This is a genomic window from Marmoricola sp. URHA0025 HA25 (assembly GCF_054059435.1).
In genome coordinates, this window is the sequence record NZ_JBSSCD010000001.1 from 3,649,218 (window position 1) to 3,661,571 (window position 12,354).

Below are 12,354 nucleotides of genomic sequence, written 5' to 3' on the forward strand. Positions count from 1 at the left end.
TCTGGAAACATCTCGGCGAAACGCGCTCTGACCTGGGCCGACGCTCACCATCGGCGTCATTGTCGGCTACGACTGTACCCGCGCAGCACGGGAGATCTCGGGCTTCCTCGGGCCCATTCCGCGGAGTAAACGCGGATCCAGCGCCGCAACGTCGCGTCGCGGGCTCCGCGTCACTGGCACCGGTGTGACGCAGATCCCACAACCGCATCGGTCGCGCATTGGATGCGCTACGTAAGAAGACCAGTCGGTCGGTGCCGACGTCCTTGAGGGGCCTTACTCCGCGCCAGCAACGGAACCAATTGGTTCAGGGCGCGTTCCGATGACGAAACAACAGTCGGCGCACCAACCAGTTTGGATGGCTCAAATGCTCGTGGCTCTAGGCCGGATCTCAACGATCCGTAGCATGTTTGCAGCTCCCACTCGTTGACATCCTGGAACCGCGCGCCACGGAGTTCACGCGCGCACGACGGCGGCTACAACGCCGAGCGTTCGCCGAAGGTGCGGCTCCGTGCGGCCAGCAAGATGAGCGACGGCGAGCTCGATTGCTGTCGTCGGGCGGAGAGGAAGAAAGGCGACGCCATCGATGGTGAGGGCCCTTACGGGCTCGGGTACAACAGCAACGCCAAGGCCCCCCGCTACCAAAGTAACCAGCGTCGAGGTGTCACCGACCTCGTGTCGGACGCGCGGCGCCACGTCCGCCTCGGCGAACAGGCGCCGTACCACGTCGTACATGGCAGAGCGGCGGCCAGCGGAGTGCATGATCAGGTCGGCGTCGGCGAGGTCGGTGACACGCAGTTGCTTACGCGCCGCGAGTCGATGGCCACTTGGTACAGCCACAACGAGACGATCCATCCGGAGCGACGCAACTGTGAGGGCGCTGTCCAACACGGGCGGCCTGAGGAGGGCAATGTCGATCGTGCGGTCTCCTAGGGCGTCGACCTGTTCGGATACAAGCATCTCGCCGCGGAAGGAGAAGTCGACGCCGGGAAGTTCGTCCGCCAGGCGTCGGGATAGCGCCGGCACCACGCTGTAGGTCGCGGATCCCACGCACCCGATCACCAGATGGCCGACGACGCCGGCGGCAACGCGTCGTGCCTCGATGGCCGCGTTGTCCACGGAGGCGAGGATGGTGCGAGCACGTTCGAGATAGACCCTGCCGGCATCAGTTAGATCGACGCGCCGGGTGGTTCGGACGAACAGCTCGACCCCGACATCGGCCTCCAGCCGGCGGATCTGCTGAGATAGCGGCGGCTGCGCTATGTGCAAGCGCTCGGCGGCCCGGCCGAAGTGTTGCTCCTCGGCGACCGTCACGAAATACCGAAGGTGCCGTAGAAGATCCATATCGAAACTCGTCTCAGATGCGTATCATATTGATACTTCACAATATCAAGCCGCCTGCCTAATCTCCGGTGATGACCTCCTCCTACGTATACGCAGCGCTGCGCACGCCCTTCGGCAAGTTCAACGGCGGTCTCGCAGGGGTCCGTCCCGACGACCTCGCGGCGAGTCTCATCTCTTCGTTGTTCGCGCGGATGCCCAGCCTCGACCCGGCGTCGATCGGCGACATGGTGTGGGGCAACGCCAACGGCGCCGGAGAGGACAACCGCAACGTCGGGCGGATGGCCGCTCTCCTCGCCGGTCTCCCGGTCGGGGTGCCGGCAACGACGGTCAACCGACTGTGCGGGTCGAGTCTTGACGCCATCCTGTTCGGATCGCGAACCATCGAGACCGGCGACGCCGACGTTGTCCTGACTGGCGGTGTCGAATCGATGACGCGCGCGCCATGGGTGCTGCCCAAGCCCACCCGAGCGTTCCCCGCCGGCGACGTCGCCGCCGTATCCACGACGCTCGGCTGGCGCTTCGTCAACTCGGCGATGCCCAAGGAGTGGACGGTCAGCCTCGGCGAGGCCAACGAACAGCTGCAGGAGCGCTTTGGTATCTCCCGCGAACGGCAGGACGCCTTCGCAGCCAAGTCCCATCACTTGGCACATAGAGCCTGGGAAGAGGGCTTCTACGACGATCTCGTCGTCCAGGTGAAGGACTCCGAGGTAGCGCGCGACGAAGGCATCCGGGCGGACAGCACGCTAGATGACCTGGCCCGCCTCCTCCCGGTCTTCCGCAAGAACGGCACGATCACGGCTGGGAACGCCTCCCCGCTGAGCGACGGAGCCTCTGCCGTCCTCCTGGGCTCAGCAGCGGCCGCCGACCGGATCGGTACCGCCCCCACAGCTCGAATCGCCGGCCGAGCTGCCTCCGCTCTGGAGCCACAGTCGTTCGGGTACGCGCCGGTTGCGGCCGCCAACGCAGCACTTGCCCGCGCCGGAATCTCTTGGTCCGATGTGGGCGCAGTCGAACTGAATGAAGCGTTCGCGGTCCAGTCGCTCGCTTGCGTCGACGCGTGGCCGATCGATCCCGAGATCGCCAACACCCGTGGTGGCGCGATCGCTCTTGGCCACCCGCTGGGTGCCTCCGGCGGACGGATCGTCGGCACCCTCGCCAAGGTCCTCCGCGAGCGCAACGAGCGGTGGGGGGTCGCGGCCATCTGCATCGGCGTCGGACAGGGCCTGGCCGTCGTCCTGGAGAACGAGGAGGCGGCCGGATGAGCCGGACCCGAATCCTGGAGAGCGCAGACGAGGCGGTCGCCGGGATCGAGGACGGCGCTACGGTTCTGGTCGGAGGCTTCGGACTTGCGGGGATGCCGTTCGACCTCATCGACGCGTTGATTCGCCAAGGTGCGAAGTCCCTCACGATCGTGGCCAACAACGCCGGGAATGGCGAGGTCGGCCTTGCCGCGCTGCTTAAGGCAGGTCGTGTGCGCAAAGTGATCTGCTCGTTCCCGCGCCAAGCCGACTCCTACGTCTTCGACGACCTTTACTTGTCCGGTGAGATCGAGCTCGAGGTGGTGCCGCAGGGCAACCTCGCCGAGCGGATGCGTGCCGCCGGCGCTGGGATCGGTGGCATCTACAGCCCGACCGCGGTCGGGACGCCCTTGGCCGAGGGCAAGGAATCGCGGCGAATCGACGGCCGCGAGTACCTACTGGAGTACCCGATCCGAGGCGACTACGCCCTGATCGCGGCGCACCGCGCCGATCAGCTCGGGAACCTCGTCTACCGCAAGACAGCGCGAAACTTCGGCCCCGTGATGGCGCCGGCAGCCACCACGACGATCGTGCAGGTCGACGAGATTCTCGACACGGGCAGCATCGATCCCGAGACCGTCGTCACGCCTTCAATCTACGTTGACCGAGTGGTCGCGGTCCGTCGTCGCCACTACACCGTTGAGGGGGCACGATGAGCAAGGCCACGAGCGCCACCACGCCGACACTCGAACATCTCGACCGCGGCGCTTTGACGATGGACGAACTGGCCTCAGTCATCGCCCGCGACGTCCCGGGCGGGTCGTTCGTGAACCTCGGCATCGGACACCCAACAAGGATCGCCGACCATCTCCCGGTCGATGGCGACGTCATACTGCACACCGAAAACGGCATGCTAGGCATGGGTCCCGTCGCCCACGGAGGCGACATCGACGCCGACCTCACCAACGCCGGCAAAGTGCCGGTGACGGAGCTTCCTGGCGCGTCGTATTTCCACCACGCAGACTCCTTCGCGATGATGCGCGGCGGGCATCTCGACGTCTGCGTCCTCGGCGCATATCAGGTCTCCGCTGCCGGCGACCTCGCTAACTGGCACACCGGCAAACCCGGCGCAATCCCCGCCGTCGGTGGCGCCATGGACCTGGCGATCGGGGCGAAAGATGTTTTCGTGATGATGACGCTTTTCGGGAAGGACCGCTCACCCAAGCTTGTCCCTATCTGCACCTACCCGCTCACCGGAGTCGGCTGTGTCAGCCGCGTCTACACGGACTACGCGGTCTTCGAGGTGGGCGGCGACGAGGTGGTCGTCTTAGAAACGTGGGGTATCAGTGTCGAGGAACTTCGCAGCCGCCTCGATGTCGGAGTGGTCCCCAAACCTGGGTGAGGAGGTCGGACGCCCTTGTGTGTCGGCCACGATGCTGCCAGCAAGTCGATCGTCGTCGGCGGCGGTGGCAAGAGCCGTCGGCCGATCGCGTGGCCCCGTGCACCTGCCAGTGGTGGCAATTCATATTGTTCCGCCACGGACACAGGTCATTCGGGAATGCTGATGAGAACTCGGCCACGCGCACCATCGTCCACATGGTCATGGGCTTGGGCGACGTTCGCGAGCGCATACTGCTGGGCGATACGTACCGTCAGGTCCCCAGCCTGGCTGGCCGTGGTGAGATCACGGGCCGCCTGCTGCTTGGCTTCGGCAGAGAAGTCGTCACTGCCAACCAGGCGTAGCGTGACGTTCGCGAACAAGAGCGGCCAGAACGGGATCTCTGTCCGCTCTGTGCGTGTTGCGTACGCTGCGATGACTGCATTGTTCGCAGCCACGGCCGAGTCGAGATCCGCGTTGTCGGACGGCGCAACCTCGACAATGCGGTGCACGCCGGCGGGCGCCGCTTCGAGGATCCTGCCGGCGGGGTCTGCCTCATCGAGAGCTACCGCACAGGACACGGCGGAGGAGTCAACCTCGGCCAGATCCTCGTTCTTGACCACGGTCCCGATGACGGTCGCTCCACCCCAACGAGCAAGTTGAGCTGCCATTGATCCCACGCCGCCGAGGACACCGTGAACCAGCACGGTCGTGCCCTCGACCGGCCCGTCGCCGAACACCGCTCGGTGAGCCGTGATGCCTGGAATCCCGAGACTGGCCCCGAGTTGATCGCTCACTTCAGGCGGAAGCGCGACCGCTTGCCCCTCGGGGACCACCGTGTACTGCGCGGCAGTGCCGAAGGGACGGTACGACTGCGCGCCGAAGACCCAGACCCGTTGCCCGATCCTGTCCCGATCGACGCCCTCCCCGACCGAGTCCACAAAACCAGCCGCGTCACTGTGCGGGATGACTCGCGAATATGACATTGACGAGCCGAGCCAACCTCGCCGCTTCTTGGTGTCGCCCGGATTGGCGCCGGAGATCGTGACCCTCACGCGGACCTCCCCAGCGCCAGGCTGTGGATCGGGGAGCTCGCCGACCTGAAGCACTTCGGCGGCTGGTCCTTGCGTGTCATACCAAGATGCGAGCACGCCTCAGCGCCCTTCTACTTCGGTTTCGTTGTGATCTGGACCCACCTGCGCGACATTCGCACTCTCGGAACGTGTTGTGCAGTGAAGTTTCCGAATATAGGCCGAGAGCATGGATTCGCCTTCTGAGACCTGAGCAAGTGCCTACTCGGTTGCGCAGAAATTCCGCTGCGCCCTCGTCCATGTCGCGCGCGAGCCCTGCCCTGCCTGAGCCCACCCTGGGCGCCGAGCAGCCCGAGTGCGCAGCAGGGGGCTTGGTGGACCGTACTCGCTGTCGCCCGTCACGTAGTTGATCGTCCGGACGCGCTCGTTCGGAGCCTTTGCAGATATTTTCACGATTGTGCATTGACTTCCTCATAGGTGAATCCTACCGTTGTGACCGTCTTCACAGTCCGCCGCGAGAGCGGGATCTTCCTCTAACGCAAAGGCTCATTCATGACGACGTACTTGCCAGCTGGCCTCGGAGCCGGGACCGGTCGCGAACGCCTCGTCCTGCTCATCGCCGGCGGGTTCGCCGCGCTCGAGGGTTTCGACCTCGCGTCGTACGGCGTCACTATTCCCTCGCTACTCCAGTCCCACCTCGCGCCCACCAAGCAGGCGGTCGGTCACGTCGGCTCGCTGCTGGCCATCGGCATGCTTGTCGGCGCCGCGCTGTGTGCGCTGTTGATCCGCCGATTCGGCAGCCGACGGCTGCTGTTCGCGGGCGCTGGGCTCTTCTCGGTAGGCATGCTCGCCTGCGCGCTCGTGCGTTCGTTCGACCAGTTCGCGGTCGCCCGGACCGTCGTCGGCGTAGGGATCGGGGTCGTGTTGCCGACCCTGACCGCGTACGTCGCAGATATCTCGCAGCCGGATCGTCGCAGCCGGAATGTGGGCGCCATGATGGCGGGCTACGCGGGCGGTGCATTGCTGTCCGCACTGTTGGCCAGCGCGCTGTTGCCTGAACAGTCGTGGCGTTGGATCTACGCGATCGGCGCTGTTCCTGCCGTGGTGCTCTTGCCGCTGGCAATGCGGCTTCTTCCCGAAAGCCCCTACACACCCACCATCCACACTGCTGCCCGTCGCAACGACCTCGGTGGCCTTCTGGCCCTTTTCGGACGCGGCGTGTGGATTCCTACTCTGCTGTTCTGGGCAATCTCCTTCTGCGGCCTCCTTCTTGTCTTCGGCATCAGCACGTGGCTCCCGACCATCATGCAAGCGGCCGGATACTCGCTGGGTTCGTCGCTGTTGCAGGCCGCTGCGATGTGGTTGGGAGCCGCGGCAGGGATGATCGCGGGAGGGGCGCTCGCGGGGCGGTTCGGCATCAAGCGCGTCGTGGTGACTTCGTTCCTGGCAGGTTCGGCCGCGTTGCTCGTGATGAGCAGCAGGCCGCCGCTCGTCGTGCTGTTCGTCGCGATGTTCGTCAGCGGTCTCGGCTTCATTGGCTCGCAGGTGCTCACCAACGCCTTCATTGTTACCAAGTACCCGGACGACCTCCGCGGCCCTGGCATCGGGTGGGCGTTGTCGATCGGCCGCATCGGTGCGATCGTCGGTCCGACGATGGGTAGCGCGATTCTGACCTCATCGCTTGACGTGAGATGGAACTTCTACCTTTTCGCGATCCCTGGGCTCGTCGGCGCCTTGCTCGCCGCATGCGTCCCGGTCATCGCCGACCGACGGCCGTCCATCGAGGGTGCCGGCGAAGCGTTCGCGGCCCCCGTTCGCTGACATCCGTCGCGCCGACCACAAGGAAACCATCATGACCACGCACACGGATACCGAGAGCAGTCCTCCGGTCGATGTCATCATCGTCGGCTGCGGGCCGACCGGCATGACGTTGGCCGCCCTCCTAGGGCAGCAGGGACTCGACGTTGTTGCCTTGGAGCGGTATGCGGGGCTCTACAACCTGCCCCGCGCTGCCGCTTTCGACGACGAGACAATGCGAACCTTCCAGAAACTGGGCATCGCCGAGAAGATGCTGCCAGGCACGAACGTGCAGAGCGGGTACGTCTGGGTCAACGGCCGCGGCGAGGTGCTGCTCGACATCGAATACGACAATCCAGGGCGGTGCGGTTGGCCGGCTCAGTACATGATGTACCAACCGCACGTCGAGTCGGTTCTCGACGACCTCGTCACTTCGATACCCAACATTGACGTGCGTCGAGGCACCCGGGTGATCGGCCTGGAGCAGGATGCGGACGGGGTCACCCTGACGGCGGTCGACAGCCACCAGGCCACTACCACCGTACGAGGGCGCTACGTCGTCGGTTGCGACGGAGGTAACGGCTTCGTTCGCGAAGCGATCGATGCGGGCCTCGACGACTACGGCTTCTTCGAGAACTGGCTGGTTTGCGACTTCCAGCTCCGCCGCGACGTCCCAGGACTGCCGACGTTCCGCCAGGTTTGCAACCCCGCCGAACCGATCGCGATCGTGAACATTGGCCCTGGCTACCACCGGTTCTCGTTTCGACTCGAGGCTGAGACCACGCGCGATGAAGCGACCCAGCCCGAGCAGGTTTGGGCCCGAGTGGGCGACTACGTCAGCTCGGACGAGGCAGACCTCATCCGTGTTGCGAACTACACCTTTCGCTCCTGCATTGCCGAGCGGTGGCGGGATCGAAGGGTCCTGCTCGCGGGTGACGCAGCGCATCAGATGCCTCCATTCCTTGCCCAGGGGATGGTCTCTGGCATTCGCGACGCTCGAAATCTGGCGTGGAAGCTGGGCATGGTGTTGGGGGGTCACCCCGAGGAGATTCTGGACAGCTACCAGGAGGAGCGCGAGCCACACGTCCGGTTCATCACCGAAAAGGCGGTCGAGCTCGGCAGAGTTCAGACAATGCGCGATGTCGAGGAGGCAAAGCACCGCGACGCCAGCATGATCGCGGCTCGCCTGGCCAACGAGAAGCCTGACAAGCTCGTCTATCCATCGCTCGCGGGCCGGCTGATCTCTACTGGTGGCGGCGAGCTCTTCCCGCAGGGACTCGTTTCCTCAGCAACCGAAGGCACCGCGCTCTTTGACGAGGTGGTCGGGACCGGGTGGTTGATGGTTGTGGACAGCGCCGCGACGATCGCCGCGCTGCCAGAGTCGACACGGGCATCTATCGCGGCGCTCGGCGGTCGGAGTGTCAGTTTCAGTCTGGCGAGCATGTTCGAGCCGGCCGACGTGTCCGACACGGGGGGTGTCTACACCCGGTGGTTCGCGGCGACCGGGAACGCGGCGGCGCTGGTCCGCCCGGACAGCTATGTGTACGGCGTAGCGCGGGACGGCGAGGAACTCGCGGGCCTCGCCAAGGAATTGCTCGGACAACTCCGCGCACCTGCATGAGCGCTGCTTCTACCCATGATCGATGAGAGGACAACCCATGATCGGCAAGATCGCGCTCGAGGAGCACTGGGCAATACCGGAGACGCTGCAGGACTCGGCCGGCTTCGTACCGGGCACATATTGGGAGGAGCTTCAAGACCGACTGCTCGACGTGCAGGATCGGCGCCTCAAACTGATGGACGAGCACGGGATCGAGATCATGATCCTCTCGCTCAATGCACCGGCGGTGCAAGCGATCCCCGATACCGTCCGTGCCGTGGAGGTCGCGCGCCTCGCCAACGATGCGCTCGCGGAGGAGTGCGCCAAGCGCCCCGATCGCTTCCGCGCCTTCGCTGCCCTTCCGCTGCAGGATCCTGATGCCGCGGCTGCGGAAATGCACCGCTGCGTGAACGACCTCGGTTTCGTCGGAGCGCTGGTCAACGGCTTCTCCCAGAGTGCCTCGCATGGCTCCGGTCAGGTCCCGCTCTACTACGACCTCCCTCAGTACCGCTCTTTCTGGGCTGAGGTCGCATCTCTCGATGTGCCCTTCTACTTGCACCCGCGCAACCCTCTTCCGCAGGACGCCCGCATCTACGATGGGCATCCCTGGCTGCTCGGCCCGACGTGGGCGTTCGCGCAGGAGACGGCTGTTCATGCACTGCGCCTGATGGCGTCCGGGCTGTTCGACGAACATCCGTCGCTGCAGATCGTGGTTGGCCACATGGGTGAAGGAATCCCGGCAATGTTGTGGCGCATCGACAACCGGAACGCGTGGGTGGACCTCCCCAAGTCGTACCCGGCACAGCGCCGCTTCGTCGACTACTTCTGCGAGAACTTCCACATCACGACCTCGGGCAACTTCCGGACCCAGACCCTCATCGACGCGCTCCTCGAGATCGGCTCGGACCGCATCATGTTCTCCACCGATTGGCCGTTCGAGAACATCGACCACGCGGCCAACTGGTTCGACTCGGCGTCGATCTCCGAAGGCGACCGCACCAAGATCGGCCGAACCAACGCAACTAGGCTTTTCAAACTGTGAGCACCCCGATGACCCCAGTCCTGCCGCTCGAGTTCACCCACGTCGGTGCCCCTTCACGCATCGTCTTCGGGCGCGGATCGCTGGCGAGCGTTGGCAATGAGGTCGAGTCGCTTGGAATACGTCGAGCGCTAGTGCTGACCACGCCGGAGCAAGCGGCCCAAGGTGCTGACCTGGTCACTGGGCTCGGGAATCTTGCGGCGGGCCAGTACGCGGGGGCGACCATGCACACCCCGGTCGACGTTACGGACGAGGCACTCGCCGTGATGGCGACACTCGGCGCTGACGGTGTCGTCGCCGTCGGGGGCGGCTCCGCCACAGGTATTGGCAAGGCGATCGCAGCGCGGACGGGCGTTGCTCAAGTTGTCATCCCCACCACCTACGCAGGTTCCGAGGTCACAGCCGTGCTGGGCGAGACCGAGGACGGAGTCAAGCGGACCCGTAGTGGACCGGAAATTCTGCCGGAGACGGTGATCTATGACCCGTCGCTGACCGACCGACTTCCGCTGGCACTCAGCGTGACCAGTGGCCTCAACGCGATGGCACACGGGTTGGAAGGTTTGTATGCCCGGGACGGCAGCCCGATCTTTTCCGTGCTCGCTACGGAGGGTCTACGTGCTTTCACGGAGGCGCTGCCCGCTCTGGTCCGGGATAGCGAGGACCGAGATGCTCGGGATCGCGCCCTGTACGGGGCATGGCTTTGCGGCACTGTCCTCGGCGGGGTGGGGATGTCGGTGCACCACAAGCTCTGCCACGTCCTCGGGGGCAGCCTCGATCTCCCGCACGCCGACACCCACGCCATCCTGCTGCCGCACACCATCGCCTACGTGGCGGAAGCGGCTCGCAACCAGCTGGCGACTGCTGTCGAGATCTTTGGGGAACCCATCGGAAGCGGCCTGTGGGACTTTGCCTCATCGATCGGTGCGCCGCTTCGGCTGGCGGACCTCGGGGTGACCGAGGCCGACCTTGAGAAGGTCGCCGACATGGCGCTCGCCGCTCCGTACTGGTCGCCGCGGCCATTGGACCACGACGGTGTGCGGGTCCTGCTGCACCAGGCGTGGACAGGAAAGCGCCCGCATGACCGAGCCTGAGCTGGAGACGATGATGCAGTACTTCACGGAGGACGCGTCGGTGGACGTCGTACTCGAACGGACCGGGCCGGCGACCGATGAACGGCTCGCGGTGGTGATGGCCAGCCTCGTCGGGCACCTGCACGCCTTCGTGAAGGACGTCGCTCTCTCCGAGGCCGAGTGGGAGAGCGCCATCTCGTTCCTCACCCGCGCGGGGCAGCTCTGCAGTGAGGAGCGTCAGGAGTTCATTCTTCTTTCGGACGTCCTGGGCGTCTCGATGCTCGTCGATGCAATCAACCACCGCCGTCCCCCGGGCGCCACCGAGAGCACCGTGTTCGGTCCCTTCCACGTCCAGGGCGCGCCTATCCGCACCATGGGCGACGACATCTGTCTCGACGGTAAGGGCGAGGCTTGCCTCTTCGCCGGGCGCGTCCTCGACCTCTCCGGTGCGCCCGTGGAGGACGCGTGCGTGGACGTGTGGTCCGACAACGCTGACGGCTATTACGACGTACAGCAGCCGGGGGTTCAACCGAAATGGAACAACCGCGGGCGGTTTCTCACTGGGCCTGATGGCCGATACGAGTTTCGGGGGATCAAGCCGACGTCGTATCCGATCCCAGACGATGGCCCCGTCGGGCAGATGCTCGGCCACCTCGGCAGGCATCCCTACCGCCCGGCGCACATGCACTTCATGATCAGCGCGCCGGGCCACCAACGACTGGTGACCCACACGTTCGTCGAGGGTGACAGCTACCTCACATCCGACGCGGTGTTTGGGGTGAAACGATCTCTGATCGCGGCGTACGAGCGGGTCCCGGCCGGCGATCCAATGTGGCGGAGCACGTTTGACTTTGTGCTCACACCGACGACCTCTGAGTAGTCGTGACGATTGGGTACCCTGCCCTCGTGACGGACGCCGAGGACCCGCGCAAGGGCATCCAATCGGTCGAGCTGGCAATGACCATCGTGGAAGCTCTTGAGCGCGGGCTCGGGCCGATGAGTCTCACCCAGATTGCTCATGACAGCGGGATGGGACCGAGCAAGGCCCACCGCTACCTGGTGAGTCTTGCCCGCGTCGGACTCGTCACCCAATCGCAGCGCTCAGGTCTGTACGACCTTGGTCCGGCAGCGCGTCGTATCGGCGTTGAGTCCTTGCGCCGAATGGATGAGGTCGGACTGGTCTCCGAGCACCTGCCCGGCTTGCGCGACCGTACGACGCACGCGGTCAATCTCGCTGTCTGGGGCGACCAGGGGCCGGTGCTCGTCCGATGGGACTACGGCTCTTTCGCTCTGCCGATCACGGTCCGAGTCGGGGCAACGTTGCCCCTCCTCACGTCGTCGGTCGGCTTGGTCTACTTGGCGTATCTGCCCGAATCGCTCACCGGCCCGGTGCTGGACAGCCAGCTAGCGCCTGACGCGCACGGCACCCCGACACCTGCTGAGTTGCGACGCCTCCGGGAAAAGGTTCGTAGTCGCGGGGTGGCGGAGACTTCCGGTGGCGTCATTCCCGGTGTGACCTCGTTGGCCGCGCCCGTGTTTCCGGCGGGCGAGTCACTACCGCTTGTCATCGCCCTCGCCCTCCCGGCACGTCATGCCAGCGCCCCGGAGATGGCACGACTCGAGGGTGAGCTTGTCCGCACGGTCCGGCAGATCTCGGAGGACTTGGGCTCAGCCCCTCCTGGGACTCCGTGATCTTCGACCTCCCCGGTCACGACTCGCTGCAGCGGGTGCCGACGATCGACCCGACCCGCGGCACGAAGGCCCTGCCGAGGCTTAGGGACCGCTCCAAGCCCCGGTATCCAGACAACCCGTTCGCCGCGGGAGCATCTCCTGGTCCCTGGATGAGCCGCAGAGTGCACC

Annotated in this window: 11 protein-coding genes; 9 read left to right on the top strand and 2 right to left on the bottom strand. The window is 65.3% G+C overall.

Annotated elements, in window-relative coordinates; genetic code table 11:
* Window positions 1-453: 453 nt before the first annotated feature.
* A complete protein-coding gene (locus ACVW00_RS17990; RefSeq protein ID WP_457112265.1) occupies window positions 454-1,341 on the bottom strand; it encodes a LysR substrate-binding domain-containing protein in 888 nt (295 codons plus the stop codon).
* Window positions 1,342-1,412: 71 nt separating this feature from the next.
* Between ACVW00_RS17990 and ACVW00_RS17995 the strand changes: the two genes are divergently transcribed.
* Genes ACVW00_RS17995 through ACVW00_RS18005 form a run of 3 tightly spaced genes read left to right on the top strand, consistent with a single transcriptional unit; the run spans window position 1,413 to window position 3,981 of the window.
* A complete protein-coding gene (locus tag ACVW00_RS17995; RefSeq protein WP_457112266.1) occupies window positions 1,413-2,603 on the top strand; it encodes a thiolase family protein in 1,191 nt (396 codons plus the stop codon).
* Window positions 2,600-3,295 (top strand): 3-oxoacid CoA-transferase subunit A, encoded by a 696-nt coding sequence (locus tag ACVW00_RS18000; RefSeq protein WP_457112267.1) that lies wholly within the window; start codon window positions 2,600-2,602, stop codon window positions 3,293-3,295. Before ACVW00_RS17995 ends, ACVW00_RS18000 begins: the two co-directional genes overlap by 4 nt.
* A complete protein-coding gene (locus tag ACVW00_RS18005; RefSeq protein WP_457112268.1) occupies window positions 3,292-3,981 on the top strand; it encodes a 3-oxoacid CoA-transferase subunit B in 690 nt (229 codons plus the stop codon). Before ACVW00_RS18000 ends, ACVW00_RS18005 begins: the two co-directional genes overlap by 4 nt.
* Before the next feature lie 146 nt (window positions 3,982-4,127).
* On the opposite strand, the gene ACVW00_RS18010 is transcribed toward ACVW00_RS18005, so the two are convergent.
* Window positions 4,128-5,108 (bottom strand): NADPH:quinone reductase, encoded by a 981-nt coding sequence (locus tag ACVW00_RS18010; protein ID WP_457112269.1) that lies wholly within the window; start codon window positions 5,106-5,108, stop codon window positions 4,128-4,130.
* Window positions 5,109-5,540: 432 nt separating this feature from the next.
* Between ACVW00_RS18010 and ACVW00_RS18015 the strand changes: the two genes are divergently transcribed.
* The 6 genes from ACVW00_RS18015 to ACVW00_RS18040 all read left to right on the top strand — a co-directional run bounded on the left by ACVW00_RS18015 (window position 5,541) and on the right by ACVW00_RS18040 (window position 12,186).
* The gene (locus ACVW00_RS18015; RefSeq protein WP_457112270.1) at window positions 5,541-6,809 is read left to right on the top strand and encodes an MFS transporter; all 1,269 of its coding nucleotides are present in this window, start codon (window positions 5,541-5,543) and stop codon (window positions 6,807-6,809) included.
* A gap of 31 nt (window positions 6,810-6,840) precedes the next feature.
* Complete coding sequence (mhpA, locus tag ACVW00_RS18020; RefSeq protein ID WP_457112271.1) at window positions 6,841-8,406, top strand: bifunctional 3-(3-hydroxy-phenyl)propionate/3-hydroxycinnamic acid hydroxylase MhpA; 1,566 nt, start codon at window positions 6,841-6,843, stop codon at window positions 8,404-8,406.
* A 37-nt stretch (window positions 8,407-8,443) separates the two neighbouring features.
* Window positions 8,444-9,427, top strand: coding sequence for a gamma-resorcylate decarboxylase (tsdA, locus tag ACVW00_RS18025; protein WP_457112272.1), 984 nt, complete (start codon window positions 8,444-8,446; stop codon window positions 9,425-9,427).
* On the top strand, window positions 9,424-10,515 hold the full coding sequence (locus tag ACVW00_RS18030) for a maleylacetate reductase (protein ID WP_457112273.1): 1,092 nt from the start codon (window positions 9,424-9,426) through the stop codon (window positions 10,513-10,515). The genes tsdA and ACVW00_RS18030 overlap by 4 nt, the downstream gene beginning before the upstream one ends.
* A complete protein-coding gene (locus ACVW00_RS18035) occupies window positions 10,502-11,374 on the top strand; it encodes a dioxygenase family protein (protein ID WP_457112274.1) in 873 nt (290 codons plus the stop codon). Before ACVW00_RS18030 ends, ACVW00_RS18035 begins: the two co-directional genes overlap by 14 nt.
* A 77-nt stretch (window positions 11,375-11,451) precedes the next feature.
* Entirely contained in the window at window positions 11,452-12,186 is a 735-nt protein-coding gene (locus ACVW00_RS18040) for an IclR family transcriptional regulator (RefSeq protein WP_457113136.1), read from the top strand.
* The last annotated feature ends 168 nt before the right edge of the window (window positions 12,187-12,354 follow it).

Excerpts from the sequence above, each read along its gene's own strand:
- tsdA (WP_457112272.1), top strand. The coding sequence starts at position 8,444 with ATGATCGGCAAGATCGCGCTCGAGGAGCACTGGGCAATACCGGAGACG.
- ACVW00_RS18035 (WP_457112274.1), top strand. The coding sequence starts at position 10,502 with ATGACCGAGCCTGAGCTGGAGACGATGATGCAGTACTTCACGGAGGAC.
- ACVW00_RS18015 (WP_457112270.1), top strand. The coding sequence starts at position 5,541 with ATGACGACGTACTTGCCAGCTGGCCTCGGAGCCGGGACCGGTCGCGAA.
- ACVW00_RS18005 (WP_457112268.1), top strand. The coding sequence starts at position 3,292 with ATGAGCAAGGCCACGAGCGCCACCACGCCGACACTCGAACATCTCGAC.
- ACVW00_RS17990 (WP_457112265.1), bottom strand. The coding sequence starts at position 1,341 with ATGGATCTTCTACGGCACCTTCGGTATTTCGTGACGGTCGCCGAGGAG.
- ACVW00_RS18040 (WP_457113136.1), top strand. The coding sequence starts at position 11,452 with ATGACCATCGTGGAAGCTCTTGAGCGCGGGCTCGGGCCGATGAGTCTC.
- ACVW00_RS17995 (WP_457112266.1), top strand. The coding sequence starts at position 1,413 with ATGACCTCCTCCTACGTATACGCAGCGCTGCGCACGCCCTTCGGCAAG.
- ACVW00_RS18000 (WP_457112267.1), top strand. The coding sequence starts at position 2,600 with ATGAGCCGGACCCGAATCCTGGAGAGCGCAGACGAGGCGGTCGCCGGG.
- mhpA (WP_457112271.1), top strand. The coding sequence starts at position 6,841 with ATGACCACGCACACGGATACCGAGAGCAGTCCTCCGGTCGATGTCATC.